The sequence below is a fragment of the Butyricimonas sp. RTP31003st1_G1_RTP31003_210430 genome (assembly GCF_040920905.1).
GTDB lineage: Bacteria > Bacteroidota > Bacteroidia > Bacteroidales > Marinifilaceae > Butyricimonas > Butyricimonas paravirosa.
In genome coordinates this window covers 1-24305 of record NZ_JBCOSQ010000062.1, presented here as the reverse complement: position 1 = coordinate 24305, position 24305 = coordinate 1, and the positions used below count along the sequence as shown (strand labels likewise).

Sequence of the window (24305 nt, the reverse complement as noted above, 5' to 3'; positions counted from 1 at the left end):
TTACTTTCCTAATATTTCAGCAATAATATAATTCATGTGAGCATATTTCTCCGTGATAAAGAGCAGGTACCGAACGTCCAAACAAATAACCCGATGTAGATTTTGATCAAAGTTGAAATCACGGGTCATGGACTCCCAGTTGCAGTCAAATACCAACCCGATCAATTCTCCTTTCGCATTCAATAACGGACTTCCTGAATTACCCCCGGTAACATCTCCATTCATGATAAAATCAGTCGGCAGATCGCCATTCTCTCCATAACGCCCGAAATCTTTACTTCCCCAAAGTGTTCTCAATTTCTCCGGCAAATCGAAATCCGGATTCCCCGTGTTCGCATCCGCTTTCGCTATCACCCCACTTAATCGTGTCTGGTAAGGTTTCACGGTTCCGTTTCCTAAAGGTAAATCACAAATCGTTCCGTAAGAAAGACGGATCGTCTTATCTGCATCCGGATAATAATCTTCTTGGTGGAAATTCAATCTTCCTTTGTTATACTGGTATTGAGCTTTTCGAACGACATCCAGTTTTTTGCTAACCAAAGCAAATATTTCCTTACGCTTTTTCTCCATCTGGGCCTCCACCTGATAGGCAATGTCATTTTCAACATTCCATTTCGGATCATTCAAAGCTGCCAACAAACGTTCTTCATTAGCAAACACGGACTGATCATACATATTATCAACAAAACGATCAATATCTCCCTTATATTCTGTTTTTAAGGTAGCAAAAAATTCAGGTAGCAAATCTGCCTCCAAATCATTCTGCATAACCTTTAACAAAGCCTTTGTGACTGCCCGATCAACCTTTTCGGAATAATCTTTATACTGCATCTTTGTATTCACTACAAAGTTTTTCATCGACTCTCCTCTTTCTTTCCTAACATAAGGGATAGATCGCCCAAAACCAGAAATGAAGCTTATCATCTCACATCCTTCACCAAAAACTTCCACGTAATACCCTTGAGCCAGACGATAACGAGCTGTCTCTTTAATTCCTTTCTCCATCGTCTGAAGCATACCAGCATAAGCCTGACGCACGGAATCATTCTCGCAAGAATTCAAGAACTCTTGTTCTTGTTCAGCCTTTTTCTTACAAACATCAAGATCCTCAATCCATTGATTTACCCCGATGGAATTCTTACAATAATTGGCTGATGATGCAAATTTTTCTGCATATTTAATACGCAGACTCTCGTCCTCACGCATAAACTTCTGCAATATTTCCTGTCTGGCCGTACGAACCTTGATTAACGGGGGATTCAACACGTTCTGCCTCTCCCAGATCAGCATAGAAGTTGCATTCCGTTCCGTAAAACCGGGATAACCAATTGACATAGCGTAATCTCCTTTTTCATATCCTTCTGTTGAAACCTTCAGATACACTTCCGGATGATAAGGAACATTATCGGCATGATAACCGGTTGATTTCCCGTCTTTAGATACATACACTCTCAGAAAAGCGAAATCACAACCATGACGAGGCCACGTCCAGTTATCTGTCTCTCCTCCAAATTTTGCAATTGCAAACGGGGGCGCCCCCACGAGACGAACATCTTGAAATGATTGCGTTACATACAGCACGTGCAACGTGTAATCCCGGTAACTGCGAATATTTACTTTCATTCCCGGAAATTGTTTCCGGTATTTTTCCGCAATGCCATTAACAACTCCAAATCTTGTACTATATTCCGGTTTTACTCCCACCAACTTGGCGTTCACTTCCTCTGAAATATCTTTAATCACCCGGTTAATGGAAATATCAACTCCCTTCAATGGAATTTCTTCCCCCTGATTCATCGCCCAGAATCCATCTCGAATATAGTTATGCTCATCCGAACTACTCTGTTGAATAGCTGCATAGGCACAATGATAATTCGTTAGCAACAAACCGTCTTTTGAAATAAAAGAAGCTGTCCCACTTCCATTGTAAGAAATAATAGCCTGGCTTAAACTATCTACAACATATTCCACGGGAATCTTTAATCCCAATTTTTTCATCTGAGCCTCATTGTGCTGTTTCAAGCGTGATAACAGCCACATTCCCTCATCCGCACGCAGCGCCAGCACGGGGCATACCAGTAATAGTAATATAATTATTTTTTTCATTCTCGAACATTTAGAAAACAACCCAGTAATCACTTATTTTGGAATAATCCGGTACAAAATGCAACCAATTCTTCCCCTTTAAGTCCTTGAGCCAGAATTTTACCTTCCGGATCAATCACCCATATAGCCGGGATGCCGTCAATCCCGTATAGTTGTGCCACCGGAGTATGCTTTCCACCTTTTAATAATTGACACCCATGATTCCAGATCATGCCATCTTCCTCGATCGCTTTCAGCCAAGCCGCTTTCTTATCATCCAAGGAGACAGAAAACACTTCCAATCCCGCATCATGAAATTTATTATATATATCCTTTATATAAACTGTCTCTTCCCGACAAGGCGCACACCAAGATGCCCAGAAATCCAAAATAAGATATTTACCCCGGAAAGAAGAAAGTTTTATCGTTCCATCATCCACCGTCTTCACTTCAAAATCAGGAGCCATCACACCCGGAGATATTTTACGTAAAACATCGGCCTGTGCTTTCAATTCTTTATAATACCTGTTATCAGCTAACTGAGGAAATTTTGCCAATATCCGATCAATCTCATCGTATTTCAACAATTGCAACGCTTGATAATACAGAAATAAAGGAACCACGGAATTTGCATCCGCTTGTGCTAATGAATCTTTATAACGTTCGATCTCTCCCTCTAGCTTTTGGAAAAGTTGCGTGTATTTTACTCGTTTAATGCTATCCGAATCATTACTGCTACCTATTTCTTTTCCCAAAAGATTGCGTTGCTTGGCGATATCCAACATGAACTTCTGGTATCGATCCCAACTATCGTTTGCCGGCGTTCCCGTTACATTCGCATCATAAATCGTTTTCCCACTTCCTTCGATACGTACATTTCCCTGTTCAGCAAAAAAAGCAACCGACGAACGCTTATCTCCAAATTTCAAACTATATTGCTCACCCCATAAATCACGAGGGATCTCCAAGCGGAAACTCCCGTCTTTCATGACGGTTTGCATAAGTGTATCATGCGTGAACTCACCCGTTCTCCGCAACAGATAAACCGTTGTCTCTCCGGAGAAGTCACTCATTTTACCATCCACTTTACACGCATCACCACTACAACCACTTAATATTAACATACAAAGTAGATACATCAATCCACCAAACTTTTTCATACTCGACTCTTTTATAAATACAGTTTTTACATACACGAACATTTTCAGAGGGAATACATCGACATCAACCGCCGATGCTCCCCCTGAAGAATACTAAACTTTAGGTCTATTTTGACTTGTAAGCCATGTGAGTAATCTTTTTGAAACCATCATACGTCTTAACCTTGTCTTTTAGCACCTCTCCACTTGTCTCCACGATCGGGCATTCCAACAATTTTCCTTCTCCTGTCGTTGAATTATAAACTCCGACATAAAGAAGTTTGCCTTCATTCTCTTTACCGGATACTTTAAACAAATACATCATGCTAATTTCATACCCCGCTTGAATCAATTCATTCGGCAAGGTATAACGCAAGGTTGAAGTTCCACCCGAAGTATAATTACATTGTTTCACTTCTGTCGCTGTCGCGTAATAAAGTAACTCGCTTCGATTTCCCACGGCAAATGCCTTGGCATCCTTCATGTCCGTGCATCCGCTTGCACTGTATTTCCCGACACCCCGGTTTCCATCGTCAAACTTGGAAAAATCACACACGTAAATAGTGTAATCAGCTACATTATCCGGATCTCGCATCACGCAATACCATTTTTTCTCGAATCCATGCTCTGCATATACCATATCCTTCCCGATCAAATTCATGTCGAAAGCGGCTGCAGCCCCGGCTTCTTTAAACGTTTTAGGAGTTCTACTATAATCAATATACAAGAAACGTCTTTGTAACCGATCATAGAAAACGCCATAATAATACCCACGTTCTTGAGTTCCAATAAACGGTTCTGCATAATACTCCATACCGAAAACGGGGACACCAAATTTCGTAAATGTCGTGGAAACCTGTCCCGCAAAATACAACTTTCCTCCGTTAACCAATAAATCATTATAACTCCATGAATTATATCCTTGGAAATCGATCTTACTACTTTCCAACGGCTCGGTGAACATATCGGCATACGCATCCAATATCTCCAAATCACTTCCTCTCGTCCGGGATCCCCCCTGATTTCCTTTCGTGTACACGTAAACATTATGGGTATTATTCACGTAGGCAACCATCCCCGGAGCCCCAACTGCTCTATGACCGTTGGTTATCGAGAAAATATTATGCTTTACACCATCTGTCGCCGCATCCGTAACAATTCTATCATTTACCAGAATACTCACGTCCGTCGAATCAGAATCACCATGCATAACCATCAATCCCACCGAGGCAAAAGATTCCACATAAAGTTTACGGGACATCACCTCGGAAACGCCATTTTGTTTATCCGTTACCGTAAAACTAAGCGTATATTCTCCCGGTGGGGTTGTCACCTTGTAATTCAATTTTCTTTCTTGCCCAACCACATCATTTACAATCTTTCCCGTTTCCGTGTTAGGCATATTCGACTCTTGAAAAATCTTCCATTCGTAAGATAAATTTGAATCATCCGCCCCTTGTTTAACACCCGGGTCGACCACCAAATAATCCAACTGGGTTATCCGATACGAATTTGCCATTTTTGAAGAATCAATTTCGATAGGTAACAAATCCGAATAGGAATAATTTCCTTCATCATCCAAACAAGCTTGGAAAAGGAAAAGTCCCATAATCAATATCCATATATTTTTATTCATATTCTTCCAATTAATTCAATCAACATCTATATTTTTCCTATCCGATACCACCTGTTCCGGTCCAAACCTGAAATTCTACCAATCCAAGTTCATCCTCTAAAGGTTCATCATGTGTTTTATTGTATTCGTAAAGAGCTTCACGCACCTTCGCGTTATAAAACCCTAATGTCACAAGATCCTGCGGGTCCGGTAATTCCACGATGCCACAAGCCTCCAAAATGAAAGCATAACGGATCTCGGTAAACTCCCCGAAACAATTCTTATAATTGGAAGAATCCCAGTTATCCGGCTTGATAAACATATCTCCCCACAAAAAAATGGCTTTACTCGTTTTCTCAAAACCAACCCCAAAATACTCATTCGGTTCAACGGTCAACTCCAAGCGTACACTCTTATCCTTTAAACCGGCACGATACACGACCAAAGGTACATCCACCGTGTAGCTATTAGCCGGCATACTGACAGGGTCTAGTTTATAATTTTCATCTTTCTTTGCCGTGGTCGTTTCCTCGTTCACCACGAACTTGATTTCCCGGTCATACGGAACCGATTTCCCGATAATACGAGCTTTAAACCACAAGGTATCTTCTACACATTCATCACCTTTAGCCGGAAAAGAAAACACCATCGAATCCCGAGGAGTATTATTCAATCCATAACCCGGCATTTCAAACACCAGATACGCCTCGTTCCCGTAAACCTCTACATCTTTTTCTTCACAAGAAGACAAAGCAAATACCGAGGCTACAACCAGCATGATATATTTAAAATAACAATTCATAATTCTCTTATTTTGTTTCATCTGTCGTGTAATAGTCTCCAAACTCAATTTCATCATCCGGCTTCGGCAACACGTAAACATTATCCTCCGTCGCCGTCTGGTAACCATAAGGGAATTTTGTCAGCTCATTACGCTTGCAATAGTAGAAAAGCTGTCCCTCTGCCAAAAACTCTTTTGCATACTCTTTCGTCAATTCGTCACGCAATTTACTTGCATCCGTCAAATCTGACACGATACCCCGATGCCGTCTCACCTCGTTCAAATACTCCAAAGCCTTTGTATCATCTTCTCCGATCAAACACTCGGCCATGATATATGCCATCTCGGAACGACGAATCATCGGTAATCTCTTGGCATAATCTGCTTTATAGTTATCCGGTTGATAATATTTACGAATCACGTAATCCCGGCTACCGGTCTCCTGCTGTTTCATGATATAGTTTACCCGGTAATCATTCCCTCCGACAGCATTTCCCCGTCCGATCTCGTACCATTGTTGCATCGTGTAATTCTGGCAATAAAGCTGTTGACTACTCCCGTCTGTCAATAACCATTTATTAGCCAAATCCTTTAGATCCTTCACGTTAAGAGCAAAAATATGTTCGGTAGAGAACGTGAAATCTCGATCTTTATCTTCCGTTGCGGAAATAGCACTTGTCGTTACCCAAGGAAAAATATCATCGGCTATTGCCAAAATCTCCCCGGCAGCCGCCTTGGCCGTCTCCAGATCATCTCCCCACATGGCAACCCGAGCCTGCAATGCCTTCACCGCAAAATAATTGATACGCATCTGGCGGGCATTCATAAAACCATCACCGGAAAGATCTTTCAATTTCCCTTCCCTAATCGGGTCCTTTTCCAGACAAGTCAAGGCATTTTTAATATCCTCGTTCAACAAGGCCAACACCTCTTTCCCCGTGTACACGTGAGGCACTTCGATTTGCAAGGTTTTTACATACGGGATTGCCTCTTTATTCAAATCGGCAGCCGATGCAAATAAACGCAACAAGTCAAAATGGATATACGCTCTTAATCCCAATGCTTCTCCCTTGATAATATTATAATTATCACCCGTGAAAACAGATTGACGCTTATCAATATTATCCAATAGATTATTCACATTGGCCAGCATATTATACATCTTACTCCACATCGCATCAATCTGCGCCCGTACGGTTGTACTGGTCAAATATTTCCATTGTGAAACCTCATTGTACACCTGATTATTATAAGCGGCATAAGGCCCTGTCACAACATCAATAAACCCGTAAGTCAATTCACGCCCGTAAAGAGCCTCCGCTTTCATCAAAGTATAAGCCCCGATCAAAGCATCCTTAAAACCTGCCTCTGTTTCAAACAAATCATCAGACTTCACCTTCGTACGGGGTTCCACGTCCAACCATGACTCGCAAGAACTTGCCAGCACGGTCAGAATCAGTAACACACTGTATATAATTCTCTTTTTCATCTTCAGGTTTCTTAAAAGTTAACATTCAACGTAAACGAACAATACCGGGCAAAAGGATATGAAGTTCCTCGTTCTATCTGAACAGAAGATATTTTACCTATGTCATTCATATTAAATTGCAACTGCAATCTTTCCAATCCACATTTCTCCACGAAACCAAACCGATAGAAATCATACCCGATCGACAATGCCGAGAAATCGAATTCATTTAACTTCTGAACAAAACGGGAAGTTGCCTGAGTCGGTTTATTCCAAGCCCCGATACTCTTGAATTGTACATTATCACCCTCTTTCATCCATGCATCATAGTAAGCCCGTTTGTCCACGTTATAATTCAACTGGGCATTTTCAACCTTGTCCACCAAGGTTTGATTATACATATACTCCCCGATACGATACAACCCGGTGAAAGACACGGATAATCCTTTGTACTCAAAAGTAAAACCGACATTCCCCATCAACTTCGGCTCGGTATCTCCACAGACCACCTGGTCCAAAGCCGACCACGTATCTGTTAACGTCCCGTCCGGACGTACAAAAACTTCCTTACCACTGGATGGATCAATTCCTTTAGAGCGAACAGCCCAGATAGCATTCAAAGATTGTCCCTCGACAAAACGCACGAAAGGCTTGTTCGACTTGGCCGCCTCTTTATCTTGCGAACTCGTCAACGAACTCAAAGAATTGGAAATCTCTTTAATCTTGTTCTTGTTGGAAGTTCCGGCAACAAACACGTTCAATGACATCCGGTCTTCCGGACGAGAAAGCACCAAATAATTCACGTTAAACTCGTACCCGGTATTTAACAATTTACCTAAATTATCCTTGTAACTGGTAAATCCCAAAGAGGGCGGAGTCGTAATATCGGTCAACAAATTATTGGTTACCGAACGATAGTAATCAAACTTCACGTTCAAACGCCCCCACAAATTCACATCAATACCATAGTTTGTGTCAAATTTCTGCTGCCATTTCAATTTACTGTTAGCCAACCCTTCCAGGTAAGTTCCGATAAAATCCAGATAAGAATCATCCGTGAAGTAATTATACAACAACATCCCTTGATATGAATTAAAGTTCTGAGAACCTGTATATCCCATGGACGCTCTTAATCGCAATTGTCTCACCACACCGGATTCTTTAAAGAAAGCCTCGTTATGCACGTTCCATCCCAAACCGGCAGACCAAAAAGTTCCCCACCGGTTATCTGATCCGAACTGAGAAGAGGCACTTGCTCTCAACGAAAAGTCAGCCAAATAACGATCATCGTATGAATAGTTCACCGCCAACAAAGCACCCACTTCCCTGTCAATAGACTCGCTTCCCGTCGGCTTTGAATTATCGGCATATTGCTTTGCAAAAATGATGTTATCCATTTTATCATTCGGGAACCCGACAGCCGAATGGATGTACTCTTCCGAATTACTGCTACGAATATTAGCCCCCAAGTTAGCAAACAAAATATGCTTGTCCCAATTATGAGAATAATTCAGGTTTATATCCGAACTTACAGAAAATGATTTTCCGTATGTTTGCTTGTAACTTCCTCGTTTGAAAAAATCATCCTCTGCCGTATTTATAAATTTCAAATGACTTCCCGGCAAAAATTCTTCTCCCCCGCTAATTCTATTCGTCAAACCGACACGTCCCACGAGTTTCATCCCCGGCTGGATATTCCATTCCAAATAAGTATTATTCGTATAATCCGTGTAATTCTTCTTATACGTTGTATTTATGGTAGCATTATACAGAGGGTTGTACACTTTTTCCGAAAGCACGGGACCTACGCCCAAATATTTCCGCAATGTTCCATCCTCATTATAAGGACGCCAATAAGAATTTAACTTGGCATATTCCGAGAATTCACCATACGGAGAATCCTCCGACTTCGTGGTTGAAAACGAGAACTGATTCCGGAACAATAACTTTTTATATTGATAAATCACGGTGAATCCTCCCCCGATCGTGTTACGTTTAGACCCCTTCATAACACCTTCGATATTATTGTAAGAAAGGTCTACCCCTACTCTCAGCTCACTCGTACCGACCTCAAAATTCAACGTATGCTTATGTCCGATTCCATTACGCAAAGGCTTAGACAACCAATCCGTGTTTACTCCCTTCTCAACTTCTTCCAGATTATGGTAATACAATTGTGTCTTCTCGAAATCCTGCTTGGGAGTTGTTCCCTCGTAAGCGCCCAACTGATATTCCAAATCTAATTTCTCTCTGGCGTTACACAAATTATAACTGCTCAAATCAGGCATCTCCAAATTCAAAGAACCGATATAATTCACCCGTAACTCTCCGGATTGCACACGAACCGTTTCAATAACCATTACCCCGTTCGCCGCTTTAGAACCATAGATTGCTTTTGCCGCGGCATCTTTCAACAAGGTAACACTTTCAATCCGGTTAATATCCAAATCGATCACCTTCTCCAAGGTCGTCTCGAAACCATCCAGAATAAATAAAGGCAAATTCGGATTCGACGTGTATTGTCCTTTAATATCCGGAAACGAAGAGGTTCCTCGCAAATCCATATCCGGCAACTTATTCGGGTCCGAACCGAAAGATAAATTTTGGGAAATATTCAACGCCGGGTCCATATTTCTTAAACTCTGGATCAGGTTTTGGTTTCCCCGTTTTAATAATTCCTTCCGGGTAACCGTTGTTGCCGAACCGGTAAAACTTTCTGCCCTACGCTCGAAGACACCGGTAACCACCACTTCCTCCAAACTCTCGGAACTCTCCTTTAAAACCACCCGCAAAGGCTTTTGATCCTTCACCACGATTTCTTGACTTTCCATCCCCACGAACGAAAATACTAAGGTTACCTCCCCTTCCAAGGTAAACGACAACTCGAACTTTCCATCCACATCCGTCGCCCCTCCAAAAGTGGTTCCCTTCACGACAACCGTTACCCCTGGTAAAGGCTCCCCTTTCACGTCAACCACCTCGCCGGTAAACACCCGGGGTTTCACTTGCGCATCCTTTTGTTCCGAGGCTCTTTTCACCACATAAACCCCGTCAACCTTAGAATACACGAATCCACTTCCTTCCAAAATTTTTCCAAGAGCAACATCAACGGTAACATTCACCAGGTTCAAATCCTTACAAGCCTTATCTCCCAAAAGCTCTTCATTAAAAAGAATCTGCACTCCGGTCAAATCCTTAAACTTGATCAAGGCATTATTCAATGACTCCGATTTCACCGTAAAATTAACCAGTTTCGTAGAGTCCTCTCCCGCCGCATAAGACAACGAAAAAGAGAACATTAAAAACACCACCAGTAAAATTTTTTGCAAAAATACAGACCGCACATGCCTGTCACGTGTCCTTTTTTTCATACATTTGTAAAATTAATTGTTAATATTAATCACCGTGTAGAGAATGTCATCTAAAGTTTGCCGACCAAAGAATGCATTCTCTGCTTTTTTTATTTTCGCATCACTTTTATCGTATTTCCATCCACAACAAATTTAACATCGAATACTTCTTCAAAAAAATGTAATATCTTGTCTATATTATCATAACGATTCAGATTTCCCGAAAACTTAAAGTTTTTCAACGTCGGGTCCTCGAAAACAACACCCACGTTATACCACCTTTCCAACTTGACCATAATACTTTCCAATCTCTCGCTCTCAAAACAAAACATTCTATTCTTCCACGCAATCTCGTTATAAATTTTCACGGGTTTCACCTCCGGTTTTTTAGCCCCCTCCGCCAATCTTAACTGATACCCCGGTTTTATTTTCAACTCGGCCACCTGTTCGCTCCTAAAACCGATATTTCCTTCTACAAGCGTGGCCTTTATCTCTCGCTCCTCGGGATAAAATTTCACGTTAAACTGTGTTCCGTATACCTTAACCTCTCCCAGATCCGTCTCCACGATAAAAGGTTGTTTATCATTTTTCGTCACGTCAAAATAAGCCTCCCCTTTTAAAAACACCCTCCTCTCGGTCCCCACGAACGTCGTTGGAATCCTTAATTGAGTTTCCGCATTTAACCAAACCTTTGTCCCGTCGCACAACTCCACCTGATACTCCCCACCTCTCGGGATCATGATTGTGTTATACTCCACTTTCGTGTTACTTTTTCCCATGTATCGAATCTTTCCCTCTTCTGTCGTGACTTCAACCCCGTCTACCTTGTAACGGCTAGAATCTGCCAACCACTCCACATCCACTTTTTCCCCGTCTGCCAAAAGAATAATTGCCCTATTTCCTCCCGGAAGAATCTCTTGGGTCATCTTGGGTTCCACTTTAACCGGCTCATCATTTTGGTTAAAAAACCACATTCCTCCCCCCACGGTCAAAACCACCAGTAAACAGGCAGCATACCGGTACACGTTCCGCATTATCCGACGACGGCGGAGTTCTCTCTCTTTCTCCACGTAAGCATCAAAACGAGTCATCACCTTGGACAGATTTGACTTTAAAGAAGAAGTCGGCTCATCCGCATCCCAAACCTTTCGCACTCGTTCAAAATATACTTCATGACTTTTATCTTGAGCCAGCCATTCCTGGAATGCACTCTCCTCCTCCGGTGTCAACCCCCACCGTACCTTTTTCACCAGAATATCCCAGCTAATATTAATTTTCTTATCCATAAGTCAACACGCTTAATTAGATGTTACATTTTACTCCTAATTAACATGAGATTCAAAAACGGATGACACGATACCAAAAAAAAATTTATCTTTGTCCGAAATAAGATGTCAACGATGGATCAGTTTACTGTACAAGACGACTTGGGACACTTGATCAAAAAACATGATCAAGAGGCTTTTCATAAGCTTTACCGAACGTCTTTCAACAAATTACAGCAATACGCCATGCGTTACCTCTACGATTGGGATGACGCTGAAGACCTCGTACAGGATGCTTTTCTTTCCCTGTGGTCTCACCCGGAACGTTATAATGAAACTCAACCCGTATTCTATTACTTATTAGGTATCGTCAAAAATAATTGCTTGAACTACCTCCGCTCTCTAAATATCCAATATAAACATCAAGATAAAATCATCGAGGCCATGCTATTTTCCAGCGTAGAAGACCCGGAAATCGACGAGGACATCCACGAACGGTTGAAATATATTCTGGAGTCCTTACCCGAAAAACAACGGGAAGTTCTCTTGTTACACGTCGTGGAAAGGAAGAAAGTCCGTGAAATTGCGGAACAAATGGACATCGCGGAGACAACCGTGAAGACCCACTTCCAGCGTGCCTTGGCCATCCTCAGAAATAATTTGAAATTCGTACTGTTCGGAATATAAGTCGCCTACCAGCCTTCCGACAAAAGTCGTTCCATTCGTTGTAACACGATTCCTTTTTCCGCCAAGCGTTCCGCACTATTATGTCCCCCGGCATACAATCTGCAATCAAACCCCAAGGCTTCCGCAACCTCTGCATCATGCAGAGTATCACCGACCATGACTGTCTCTCCCGGGACAATCGGGAACATCCGTAACATCTCCTCCCCTCGTGCCACCTTCCCATCCGCGTAAATATTATTTGATCCGCAAACCCCACCGAAATATTCCCGAATACCGAATCGCTCCAACATTCCGGTCAATAAATCTTCTTTCAACGCGGATAATATATATTGCCGTATGCCTTTTTTCTTTATTCCCTCCAGCACCGGAATAATCCCGGGAGTCAGCTCCACGTCTTTCGCCAGATCATTATAGATATTCACAAAGTCTCTCGACACGGCTTCCCAGTCATCCCGCGTGAAATCAAATCCGATCGATTCATAATAAGGCTTCACGGGAAACCCGAAGATCGAGCGGTATTCCTCCACCGTCAATTTCCCCAAATGTTTCCGTTCCAGCATCACGTTAATTGTATCCACGCTAATTTTCACGTCATCCAACAACGTCCCGTTCCAATCCCAAACCACATTCTTGTATTCCATATCATTCATTATTTCTACATTTAAACGGCCATTACACCACGTGTAAATTTTTCCCGACAAAGGTAATCATTTCCCGTTTGAATTGAAAAACGGAGTTCGAGTAATGATCTATTCATGCAAAACGAGTATCCTGACAAATTTCATGATTTACACAATAATCATCATGTTATTATTTACTCATACAAATGTTAACTTCTACTATCTATCTCTAATTTTTTATTATTACAATAGGAGCGGAATAGGACAGGAATGGGAGCGGAATGGGAGCGGCTTACTTTATGATAACACAACGATAGCATTTAAATAACATTATTTTACATTAATTCAATATAAACTTTTGACAAACCTCATCAAAATTAAGTATCGTTCCCGGCTCATTTCCCATTACACGGGCCTCCACCATGTTTACTCGTTTTCCTCGGGATGAAACGCCTCAATTCCCGTCCATCCTAACCGTTGACGAGCCACGTTCTCCGGGAAAATCCGATAAACCACATCAGCCTCACTACCCAACGTTCCATCCGCATTGAATAATTCCACGTGCATCTTTGCCAAACGGGTACTTTGTTCCACGATACGGGAACGCAGGAATATTTCCCCCCGATCGGAATAAACGGTAGTACGATATTTCGTAGTCAATTCAACCGTAACTCCCGCACTCTTCACTTTCGCAAAAACGTTCCAACACGCAATTTCATCCATCAATGTTGCCTGTATTCCACCGTGTAACACGTGAAAAAAACCTTGAAATTCAGGTCGGGGCATCCAATGACAAGTAATATATTCTCCTTCTTCATAGAATTCACAGCGCAAACCATGTTCGTTTCCGGACGCACAACCGAAACAATTATATCCCTCGTGTTGCTCGTAAGCGTTGTATAGTTTTTTTCTTTCCATCTTCTGATAAAAAAAGGGACGTGGTCGCGTCCCTCATGATAAATTGTCTAATATTTTTAAAAATTGCTATTAATCAGCTTAGCACAAGCTTCCATTTCCTCTTTCGGGAATTGTTTCTTTGGGTTAGAGAAGTTCAACTCGTTGCCTTCAACCAAAGGAACCAAGTGAATATGAGCATGTGGGACATCCAAGCCCAGCACGGCTACCCCCACTCGTTGGCAGGGAATACTCTTCTTAATTGCTTTGGCCACCTTTTTGGCAAACACCATCATCCCGGCTAATTCCTCATCCGTCAGGTCAAACAAATAGTCTTCTTCTCTCTTCGGAACCACTAACGTGTGTCCCTTCTGCATGGGATTTATATCCAAGAATGCATAATAATTTTCATCCTCGGCCACCTTGTAAGATGGAATCTCCCCGTTAATAATCATCGTGAAAATTGAAGCCATGATCTATTTTAGATTTAAAATTTTAGATTTTAGCTTTTAACTTTTATCTTTCTCGTTCTCCGTTTTCAATTAAATTGAAATGTCCATGATCTCAAACTCCATCAATCCTGCCGGCACTTGCACCTCTACTTTATCCCCTAGCTTTTTACCGATCAAAGCTTTGGCGATAGGAGTGGTGATCGACAACTTACCAGCCTTGAAATCAGCCTCACTTTCTGACACCAAAGTATAAGTCATCGTTGCCTTTGTCTTTATATTTTTGATCGTCACTTTATTCAATATCTGAACTTTTGACGTGTCGATCTGTGACTCGTCAATGATCCGGCAATTGGAAACTATATCTTGTAGCTGGGCGATTTTAGCCTCCAGTAATCCCTGGGCATCTTTCGCCGCATCATACTCTGCATTCTCGGAGATATCTCCTTTTTCGATGGCTTCTCCGATTGCCTTAGAAATCTTAGGGCGCTCTACATTCTGCAGATTGTCCAGTTCATCCTGCAATTTTTTCAGCCCTTCTTTGGTTACATAAGATACCTTCTTTGTCATAATTGTTATATTAAGATCTTGATTTGTACATAAAAAAATAAATGACACTTATCCTCCAATAAGTGCCTTTATCTAGTTAAGAATTCCATTCTCTTTGGAATCCTCACCTCCTGAAGACAAAATTAGGACCTTTTTTTGAATAAAACAATTTTTCCCCACAAATATTTTTATTTAAAAAATTCGATGCCATTTATCTGATACAGAAAAAACTATCTTTCCCACTCTACAAGCGGGAAAGGGAGGATCACTTAAAAATCATTCGATTCCGTTTTTATCATTCCCCGGTATATAAATAGCGTCAAGGCAAGTAATCTTCCCGGATATTTTGCATCGCTGCAAACAAATTGCTCCGGGCATGGGGAGAAATCATTTCCATCTGGTCAAGCAACTTACTCACGGCATCCCGGTTCGTTGCCTTTTCATGGGGGCAATGCTTTTTTTGCTTTTTAAACTGCCGCATTTCGGCATATCGTGACGTCTCGTCATTCGAAAGATAGATTAATGGACGAATAAGCGTGAACGTATTCTTGAACATTTCCAACCGGGCAGGCATACTGCAAATCGTTCCGTTGAACATCATGCTCATCAAAAGACTTTCCACGGCATCATCCCGGTGATGGCCCAAGGCCAGTTTCTTACAATCATACTCTTTGGCAATATCGAAAAGCATCTTGCGCCGATGCCATGAACACACGAAACAAGCCGGTTTCTTGGGATTCACCGTCGTGTCGACCCGGATCGTCCGGTAAACATACTCCACCCCCAGACGTTCACAAAACGCTCGCAAGTAATCGCTGTCCACTTCGTAAGCGACATCCTCCACCGCAATATGAGCCGCTATGACCGTGTAATTTTGTTTCGGGTCCTTGGCGCGCATGGCCAACACTTCCAACAAGGCCAATGAATCCTTCCCGCCCGAAACTCCTACCAAAATCCGGTCCCCGTCCTCTATTAAATTATAATCATGTATAGCTTTCCCCACCTTTCGAAAGAAATCCCGGGTAAATACTTTATCTTGTTTTTCTTCTGTTATCATTCTCTTCTACGTATAATTTCCCTGCCTCTGTTGTTATGTATTTTTGGTTCCGGTCATTCGGGTTAGGATTCTCCCGAGCAAGCAATTCCATCTCTACTAATTCTGTAATATATTGCTTGACATTCTTTGAATGGTATGTAATATCTAAATGATCCAATATCTCTTTACTTGTTCGAGGTGTAAGACAAAAATTTAATGTATTGATTTGTTTCTGATTCAAATTTTCTCTGACACTTTCTCTGACACTTTCTCTGACACTTTCTCTGACACTTTCTCTGACACTTTCTCTGACATCCAATATTTTACCCACATCATCTTGGACACTTTCTTGGACACTCGTGTATTCCCGATACAACTCGACATCCACGAAATCTCCTTTTTCAGTAATCAACGGTTTTGCAACCCCGGCCTCTTCGCACCATGAAAATATCCTCTTTATTCCACTGCCCCATTGTTCGATATAGTCCAACTCTTTAAACACACGGGCTATCGCCTTGTTTCTCGTTTCAGAGCGTCCTGCAAGCACGTCCTCAATCGTAATCGAACTCGGGAAACCTCCGGGGGAAACAATATTCACGATGTCATCATAAATACCGACTTTTATATCCCGCCCTAAATTAATATAGTCCCTATGTACATAAGCGTTCAATATAACTTCCCGAATCGCCTCCATCGGGATCTCGTACCGATCTTCCCGTTGTAACCCTTTAATCACTCCCGCCAAATGGAGATGGTTTTTTATAAACATCTCGACTTGATCCAATTGAGAAAAAAGGTCTCCCGAATATTCCTTCTTATCAATAAATGATCCCATGGTCGTTCCCTTAAAACGGGCACACTTCACGGTGGCATTTTCCCGTACCCCTAACAAAATTAACAAAGCTTGTGAAGGATACAAATGCCCATGTTCTTCTTGGACGAGTTTCAGACTTTTCAACTTCTCTATATCAAGGATCTTCCCCCTCGCCTCGAACCTTTTCTGCAACGGGGTCAAATCCAGACTATCAAAAGACGTGTCAAAACAGATCTCCTCGTCAAAACTTCTATTTATTCTTTGCCGCTCCAAATCGATCACGGTCTCCACGTCTGCTTTACGGTTAGAACTTCCTATCCGCACGTAAGTACCATGATTTCGCCCTTCTTTTTTCAAATAGTAAGGCAACAGATTCCCACGATAGACCTCTATTATAAACAATAACTTTCCATCCACGTTTGTCGTGTAAAATTCGGGAAGAATATTCGGGTAACATAAATCATAGATAATGGATGCCACTCTATCCTGCAATTCAAAAATATCCACATCGGGGTCAATGCCTTTTATCGTTCTGTCGTCTCCAACCCCGATAATTAATTGCCCCCCGCTAGTATTAGAGAATGCAATAACAGTTTTCGCTATTTTATCCCCTTGCGGCAGAATTTCTTTGAATTCCAAGACTTTACTCTCCCCCGCCAGTATTTTATCCTGCAAACGTGAGTCCATATGGTTATGATTTACTTCTTTCATGCAAATTTAAGAATTCCACGCCACATATTGTTGCTCTCTCACAAATATTTGTAAATTTGAACCCTCAATCTAAAAACACAGCCCGTTATGCTAAAGAAAGTGCCGCACACCTACACCATTGTATTCTCAATCATTATCATCTGTGCCATCCTGACGTGGATTATACCGGGCGGGGAATATGCCCGGGAAACCGTCGATGTCAATGGAGTGGAACGTACCGTAATCGTGAACGATTCATTCCACGAGGTGGCCAAAAGCCCGCAAACGTGGCAGGTGTTTTCGGCCCTTTTCAACGGATTCGAGAAACAAGCCGGAATTATCGCTTTTATCCTGATCATCGGAGGTGCTTTCTGGATCATGAATAACAGCAAGGCCATTGACGTGGGAATTTTCTCCTTCTTACGCTCCACTCAGAAACTCGAACATATCGGGATTATCCGTAAACTAGGGGTCAATAACATCATTATCACCATGGTCATGCTCCTGTTCAGTTGTTTTGGGGCGATCTTCGGGATGAGCGAGGAGACGCTGGCTTTTGTCATTATTATTGTTCCTCTGGCCATATCCATGGGTTACGATTCTCTCACGGGAGTATGTATGGTCTACGTCGCCGCCCATGTCGGGTTCGCAGGTGCTATTCTGAACCCCTTCACGATCGGTATTGCACAAGGATTATCAGACCTACCGCTATTCTCCGGGTTTGAATACCGGGTTTTCTGCTGGGCCATCCTCAACGTGATCATGATTGCTTGGGTACTACGCTACGCGGCAAAAGTCAAAAAGAATCCCAAAGCCTCTCTCGTGTATAACTTGGATAGCCATTGGAGACAGGAAAAAGTGGACAACACGCAAGAAATTGAATATAAAAGTTACACTTTTTCTTGGGTAGTTTATCTTTTTATCCTCTCCGGACTTGTACTCTTCTCCTGTTATTTCCCCCGCACGACACTATCCATCGGGGAACATTCCAGTCTGACCACATTTGTTGTTCCGGCATTAACCGTGCTATTTGCCTTGATCGGATATTTTTCTTTACGGAAATCTTTCCACTTTTTTATCTTGACAATCCTAGGTTTCACGATTCTTTTCCTAATCGTGGGAGTGATGGGCTACGGGTGGTATCTGCCCGAAATATCCGGTTTATTCCTTGCCATGGGAATCCTTTCCGGATTCGCAGCCAAGGAAAATGCAGATAGTATTGTCAAACTCTTTATCGCGGGAGTAAAAGATATTCTTTCTGCCGCACTAGTAGTCGGGTTGGCCGGGGGTATCATCATTGTCTTGCAGGAAGGACATATTATAGACCCGATCCTTCACTCGCTGGCAAGCCTGATGAGCGAGGCAGGACGTGTACTTTCACTAGGAATCATGTACTTGATTCAAACCATGATCAACATCATCATCCCATCGGGTTCAGCCAAAGCGGCTCTCACCATGCCGATCATGGCTCCTTTCTCTGACGTGATCGGGCTATCCCGACAAGCCACCGTGATGGCTTTCCAGTTCGGGGACGGATTCACGAACATGATCACCCCGACTTCCGGCGTACTGATCGGCGCTTTGGGAATTGCCCGTATTCCTTACGATATTTGGGTGAAATTCTTCTGGAAATTCATCCTGCTGCTTGTCATTATCGGTTTCGTGTTATTGATTCCCACGGCAACCATGCAGTTGAATGGGTTCTAATGATAAAGAGTAGCTTAAAAGCTATTCTTTATCATTAACTCCAGAAACACATAATGCCCACGCGTAACCGCAAGCCGGGTTCTTCACGAAAGAAGGCGGTAATGTCACTAACACCCCATTCCCAACTCGTTTATATGACAAATTCCCTTTATAACCCAACAACGAGATTTTAGCCCCTTTAGCCGGATTAATACTGTACAACATAATCTGTGAGGGCGGATTCGGTTCATCCTCATCATTTAGATAAATAGCATACACTTTCCCGTTATTCTTATGTTTCGTGTAACAAATCTTCGCCTCTTTGTAAGGAGCAATCGGCCGGGTCTCGTAGATTGCCTCTCCGTTAACCTTCATCCACGCTCCCATCTCTTTCATAATTTTGATTCCTTCCGGCGGGATCTCCCCGTTACCATCCACACCCACGTTCAACAGGAAATTTCCTCCCTTACTGACAATGTCCACAAGGTAATGCACCAGTTCCCGGGTAGACTTATACTTATCACCCGGCAAATACGACCATTGATTGGCCATCGTCATACACGTTTCCCACGGGTACTCCCACGGCTTTTCGGGAATCTTCTGTTCCGGGGTACGGTAGTTCTCGTACTTCCCTCCAACCCAGCGATCCACGACTATCAAGCCGGGTTGATACCCCCGAGCCATATCGACAATCCGATCCATTTTAATATCCTGTCCCCGATTCTCCGGGGCCACCCATCCCCCGTCCAGCCAGATAATATCTATATTCCTGTAACCAGTCATCAGTTCCTTCACCTGATTATAAGTAAAGTCGCAGAATTTCTCCCACATCCACGGGTGTTCCTTGATCTTGTAATTCACGTTACGATCCCCATGTTGCCAGCGATCCGACCAATAATAAGGGCTATTCCAATCCGGCTTTGAAAAATAGGCCCCGATCATGAAATCTCTTTCCCCGAAGGCCCGAAACAACTCCTTCACGACATCCGCATTCGGAGCCGTATGGAAAGGACATTCCTCGGAAGTAATCTTGTAATCCGTTTCCCGGGTATCCCACATACAGAACCCGTCATGGTGTTTCGTGGTAAACACGAAATACTTCATTCCGGCCTCTTTTGCCAGATCAGCCCAGTATTCCGGGTTAAACTTCACCGGGTTAAACGTCTTCTTTAATCCCACGTAATTCCGGTAATACTCGTCATAAGAAATCGTCGTGTCCCGTTGAATCCAATCCACGTCTTCCGAACAAATCGTCCACGACTCACAATACCCTTTCTGGCTATAAGGTCCCCAATGCACGAAAAAACCGAACTTCAAATCCTGCCACTGTTCTAATTTCGCTTGTACCGCCGGGTCCTGTTCCCGGTAATATTCCATTCCCTCGTACTGGGCATATAATAATATGCTCCATCCGACAAGAATCACACTCAATAATACTTTCCGCATGACTATTTTTTTTACAATTCATATATTTTACACAAACATTTGCAAATATATAAAAAAGAGTCCATGTCTAAAGTTCATCATCTTCTCACAATCAAAAAAGGGAATCCAATTTCACTTATCGGATTCCCTTTACATTTTAAAACACAAACCTTATTTCAATCGTTCGGAGACAAAAGCCTTCAATTTCTCTCCTCTCAGATTTTTAGCTATAATACGATTATTTTCATCCAACACGAAGATCGTCGGAACAGCATCAATATTGTATTTCTTTATCACGTCGCCCTGCCATCCTTTCAGATCAGAAAGATGCAACCAAGTCAACCCGTCTTTCTTGATTGCCTCCACCCACTTATCCTTTTTCTCATCCAAGGAGACACTGATCACGGACAAACCTTTATCTTTAAATTCAGCATACAGTTTCACCATATTCGGGTTCTCCATCCGACACGGCCCACACCAAGATGCCCAGAAATCGATGATCTTCAATTTCCCTTTCACGTCATACAAGGCAACGTCCTCCCCCTCCGGTGTTTGTAGCGTGAAATCCGGGGCAACTGCATTTACATCAACCCCTTCCAACGCCTGAATTCGAGCTGCCACTAACTTACCGGGGCCTGTTGCTTTTGCTTTATCCGTCAAACTCGCGTAGCACTCCTTCAAACGACTCAAATCCAGATGTTCCATACCCGCCGTCTGGATATAAGCTGCAAACACGTTATCTTTATTCCTCTCCACGACCTCACCTAAACGAGATTGCGCATCTGCCATCACTTGATCCAACTTCTTCTGCAATTCACTTGCTGTACGGAAATGTTTCGCCTCGCTTGCCTCCGCCAGTTTTGCCCGTGCAGCTTTAATCTTCTCGTTTTCTTCGGAAACAATTTTCTGGTATGCTATTAACTCGCTCTGTAATTTTCCTCCTTTAATTACGCTTTTACCAGACTGGAACAATTCCATCTCGTAAGGAGCATCTGAATCCAAAATAAAAACAAAGCCTCCGCCATACCCTTCCACGTAAATCAACGCCACGCAAGGTTCATTTATTTCTCCTTCCACCACGAACTTCCCGCCATGAATATCCCCTCGCCCCAACGTATCCACCCGGTCCACCAATTGGGTAATCACTATCATTCTGCCTGACGGCATTTCCGGTATTTTCCCGTTAATTGTGAACTTCTTTCCTTCCCCGAAAGATAATCCGGGGAAAAGGAAAAAAGCAATTATAAACAATTGACTAAATAACTTATACATATCTATTGAATCACTCTCATTACTGTTGTAAAAATCAAATCTTTTATCTCTCCGAAACCGGTAAACGTATGTGAAGTCACGAAATCCCCCGCCTCGTCCAAAATTACCTCATGCAATTCACCCGCACCTGCCACATTCACGACAATTCCCAAGCAACGGTACGGGGAAGAATTATCCGGAAAACTAGCATCAGTATCAGACCTGAACTTCAACTTCGTGATCACGTCACCCGCATCATACAATTCTATCGATTCTTTACTTACGGTATTAAACAAGAACACCTTACTCTCTTTCGTGTAAAAGAATTGTTCTGCATAAGCGGAAGACGTGGCAAAACAAGTATTCTGATCAAACCCGAGTTCTCCCAAATTCACTCTCGTCACCTTAATCGGGGACTCTTCGGCCCTCATTGATTTTCCCTTATCACTAGCCTCTATATAGAAGATGTAACAGGTATCCGTCATCACGCCAATAGCTGTTGCTCCGGTCTCTTCGGAACCCGAAGTAACTCCTTGCCCCAACCACAAAATCTCCATCAAATGAGTCGTCCCGTTAACAACTTCCGACAATCCTTCCACCGGGAAATCACTTATCTCTACCGTGTTTGATTCAACCGCATTTTGCGGGTAACTCCCGTCGGAACTCGTGATGTTGTAACACTGATTTGCAGCAGGATCAAACGACATAAATTTCCGGTTCGTTTTATCCCAAATCGTGGTAAAACCCGCTTTACTCATATAAATCTTATCGATCACGTAATTCTGCACGTCACTTTCAGCCAAACCGGCAAAATAATATCCGCTTCCTCCCGAATGATAGAATTTACCGTTATTATCCACGGCAATAGCATACCTACTCAAAGGATGAGATTCACTATAAACCAAGTTATTCGGGTTAGCTCCCGGTGCAAATAACGATCTGGAATCTTTCCGGTCTTCCAACACGAAAGGCAACATCAAAGCAACAGAATCCCGCTGAATAACATATAAATTTTCATACTTATCCCCACCATCCATGTGAGTCAGGAGATTCACGTACGACAAAGCCTCCGCTTTTTGGAATCGTTCCCTGTTCCACAAATCCTTATAAGCATCATAACTGATGATCGGGCTCGTGGAATCCGGTTCCTCCACGGTAGATAACTTCCTGTTGTTTTCCGGGCCATTCAGGACAAACCACGCATTCACGAACGGCACTTTCGTAGTCATGGTAAAATCACGATAATGATCAACGCCTGTCCGCTTATCACTCAGCCGGAATTTAACATTATATCTGGTTGTTTTCTTCGGAGGATAAGCCAGTTCCAGTTCTTTCGTGAACACGCTATCCACAACATTCTCAGAACCATCCTTGTATCCCACCGTCCACAAATACTCCACGTTATCCTCCCCTTCCACCATACTTTGGGTAAATACCGGAGAGTAGGTCACCTTCAATTCTTCCTGTGCCGGCTGGCGGTACTCGTATCGATACGTATTTCCTTCTTCCACGGTAATCGGTGTAGGCATAAACGTAAGCCCATCAATCGTGTTTATATCTTTGTAGTCGTAATTTCCTTTATCATCATAACATCCGACAAGAAACCACGCAACAAATCCGACTATAAATATTAATCTTTTCATTGTTTTTCTATTTTATGAATCATAGAATAATCTTTCTCTCATATAACCGGGAACTGTTCGAACGGTAGCGGATCATCCGGGTGTTCTGCGTTATATTCGTCATAGGCATCCCGTAAGCGTTGGTTCATTCCAGCCTCATCCTCTATCCACCACCAACCGAAATAGTTATAATCATACCCTAAAGCCTCCTGCATAAATTGATTCTTGGCCATAGAATATTCTCCGATTATGTGTTCAAACGTACTCCACCAAGTAGGAGCCGGAGGTTCCGGGAATGTAAAATCTTTCTCTTCTCCGGGATGTGAAGCATTGTATTCGTTCAAAGCCTCTAACAGCGTGGCTATATCAGAACTCCAGTTGGCATACGGATCATACAATTTCCCCAAAATGGTTACCATGAATGCATACTTGTCCTCGCTAAACTCCCCGACAACACTCGCATCCCATTGAGACGGCTGTGGATAACGATTACTTAATAGCACTTGATATTCATTCTTTTCCGTTGCTCCCAATTCCAATGAAGGATCGGAATTCTCCGTATCTAAAACAATACCAATCGTGTAGTTCACCCTAGCACCCGGATTCAACACGTACACTTCCACCGTGTCTTTCAATTGCCCGGCACGGAACACGTACGAAGGCTCAAACTCCAAGAAAGTTTTTGCCACTTCATCCGTACCTTCCGCCACCACCGCTTTCAACCGAAATTCCCGGTCATAATCCACGGCGTGCCCCATCATGGACAAATTCAATTGAATTTTCTTTTTCAGCAAAGAATCTCCGGTATACCATCTTGACGTGTAATAATATCCCTCACCCGGGACTCCGGAATACCATACCGTATCAATTCTATACTCC

19 protein-coding genes are annotated in these 24305 nt (G+C 42.6%); 2 read left to right on the top strand and 17 right to left on the bottom strand.

The annotated features are described in order from the left end of the window. The 7 genes from AB5542_RS16595 to AB5542_RS16565 all read right to left on the bottom strand — a co-directional run bounded on the left by AB5542_RS16595 (position 1) and on the right by AB5542_RS16565 (position 11724). Entirely contained in the window at positions 1 to 2106 is a 2106-nt protein-coding gene (locus AB5542_RS16595; RefSeq protein WP_279037130.1) for a S46 family peptidase, read from the bottom strand. 29 nt (positions 2107 to 2135) lie between these two features. Next, complete coding sequence (locus tag AB5542_RS16590; protein ID WP_279037127.1) at positions 2136 to 3245, bottom strand: TlpA disulfide reductase family protein; 1110 nt, start codon at positions 3243 to 3245, stop codon at positions 2136 to 2138. Between the two features lie 106 nt (positions 3246 to 3351). After that, positions 3352 to 4860 (bottom strand): PKD-like family lipoprotein, encoded by a 1509-nt coding sequence (locus AB5542_RS16585; protein WP_279037124.1) that lies wholly within the window; start codon positions 4858 to 4860, stop codon positions 3352 to 3354. A gap of 37 nt (positions 4861 to 4897) precedes the next feature. Next, positions 4898 to 5641, bottom strand: a complete 744-nt coding sequence (locus AB5542_RS16580) for a DUF4843 domain-containing protein (protein WP_279037122.1) — start codon at positions 5639 to 5641, stop codon at positions 4898 to 4900. A gap of 7 nt (positions 5642 to 5648) precedes the next feature. Then, entirely contained in the window at positions 5649 to 7109 is a 1461-nt protein-coding gene (locus tag AB5542_RS16575) for a RagB/SusD family nutrient uptake outer membrane protein (protein WP_279037119.1), read from the bottom strand. Between the two features lie 11 nt (positions 7110 to 7120). Further along, the gene (locus tag AB5542_RS16570) at positions 7121 to 10459 is read right to left on the bottom strand and encodes a SusC/RagA family TonB-linked outer membrane protein (protein WP_279037117.1); all 3339 of its coding nucleotides are present in this window, start codon (positions 10457 to 10459) and stop codon (positions 7121 to 7123) included. Positions 10460 to 10548: 89 nt separating this feature from the next. Further along, positions 10549 to 11724 carry a FecR family protein gene (locus AB5542_RS16565; protein WP_270544435.1) on the bottom strand — a complete coding sequence of 392 codons (1176 nt, stop codon included), beginning with the start codon at positions 11722 to 11724 and terminating at the stop codon, positions 10549 to 10551. Positions 11725 to 11838: 114 nt separating this feature from the next. Here AB5542_RS16565 and AB5542_RS16560 point away from each other — a divergent pair, with 114 nt between their 5' ends. Beyond that, on the top strand, positions 11839 to 12390 hold the full coding sequence (locus tag AB5542_RS16560) for an RNA polymerase sigma factor (RefSeq protein ID WP_270544434.1): 552 nt from the start codon (positions 11839 to 11841) through the stop codon (positions 12388 to 12390). Between the two features lie 5 nt (positions 12391 to 12395). Here the strand turns inward: AB5542_RS16560 and AB5542_RS16555 are convergent, their stop codons facing one another. The 6 genes from AB5542_RS16555 to AB5542_RS16530 form a co-directional block, all read right to left on the bottom strand. Then, the gene (locus tag AB5542_RS16555; protein WP_279037112.1) at positions 12396 to 13040 is read right to left on the bottom strand and encodes an HAD family hydrolase; all 645 of its coding nucleotides are present in this window, start codon (positions 13038 to 13040) and stop codon (positions 12396 to 12398) included. A gap of 396 nt (positions 13041 to 13436) precedes the next feature. Continuing rightward, complete coding sequence (locus AB5542_RS16550; protein ID WP_118303926.1) at positions 13437 to 13928, bottom strand: PaaI family thioesterase; 492 nt, start codon at positions 13926 to 13928, stop codon at positions 13437 to 13439. Between the two features lie 56 nt (positions 13929 to 13984). After that, complete coding sequence (locus tag AB5542_RS16545) at positions 13985 to 14377, bottom strand: HIT family protein (RefSeq protein ID WP_270544432.1); 393 nt, start codon at positions 14375 to 14377, stop codon at positions 13985 to 13987. Positions 14378 to 14446: 69 nt separating this feature from the next. Beyond that, the gene (gene greA, locus AB5542_RS16540) at positions 14447 to 14923 is read right to left on the bottom strand and encodes a transcription elongation factor GreA (RefSeq protein WP_087421496.1); all 477 of its coding nucleotides are present in this window, start codon (positions 14921 to 14923) and stop codon (positions 14447 to 14449) included. 298 nt (positions 14924 to 15221) lie between these two features. Further along, positions 15222 to 15959, bottom strand: coding sequence for an ATP-binding protein (locus AB5542_RS16535; protein ID WP_087421495.1), 738 nt, complete (start codon positions 15957 to 15959; stop codon positions 15222 to 15224). Further along, on the bottom strand, positions 15934 to 17439 hold the full coding sequence (locus AB5542_RS16530; RefSeq protein WP_279037109.1) for an RNA-binding domain-containing protein: 1506 nt from the start codon (positions 17437 to 17439) through the stop codon (positions 15934 to 15936). Before AB5542_RS16530 ends, AB5542_RS16535 begins: the two co-directional genes overlap by 26 nt. Before the next feature lie 111 nt (positions 17440 to 17550). Here AB5542_RS16530 and AB5542_RS16525 point away from each other — a divergent pair, with 111 nt between their 5' ends. Next, positions 17551 to 19149: a YfcC family protein gene (locus AB5542_RS16525; protein WP_270544430.1), complete on the top strand. Its 1599-nt coding sequence runs from the start codon at positions 17551 to 17553 to the stop codon at positions 19147 to 19149. 21 nt (positions 19150 to 19170) lie between these two features. Here AB5542_RS16525 and AB5542_RS16520 read toward each other — a convergent pair whose 3' ends face one another. From AB5542_RS16520 to AB5542_RS16505, 4 genes are all read right to left on the bottom strand, one after another. Further along, entirely contained in the window at positions 19171 to 20574 is a 1404-nt protein-coding gene (locus tag AB5542_RS16520; RefSeq protein ID WP_279037106.1) for an alpha-L-fucosidase, read from the bottom strand. Between the two features lie 150 nt (positions 20575 to 20724). After that, positions 20725 to 21825 (bottom strand): TlpA disulfide reductase family protein, encoded by a 1101-nt coding sequence (locus tag AB5542_RS16515; protein WP_270544428.1) that lies wholly within the window; start codon positions 21823 to 21825, stop codon positions 20725 to 20727. Between the two features lie 2 nt (positions 21826 to 21827). Continuing rightward, a complete protein-coding gene (locus tag AB5542_RS16510; RefSeq protein ID WP_368243223.1) occupies positions 21828 to 23447 on the bottom strand; it encodes a PKD-like family lipoprotein in 1620 nt (539 codons plus the stop codon). 38 nt (positions 23448 to 23485) lie between these two features. Beyond that, positions 23486 to 24305: DUF4843 domain-containing protein (locus AB5542_RS16505; protein ID WP_368243222.1), on the bottom strand; the 820-nt coding region annotated here is incomplete at its 5' end.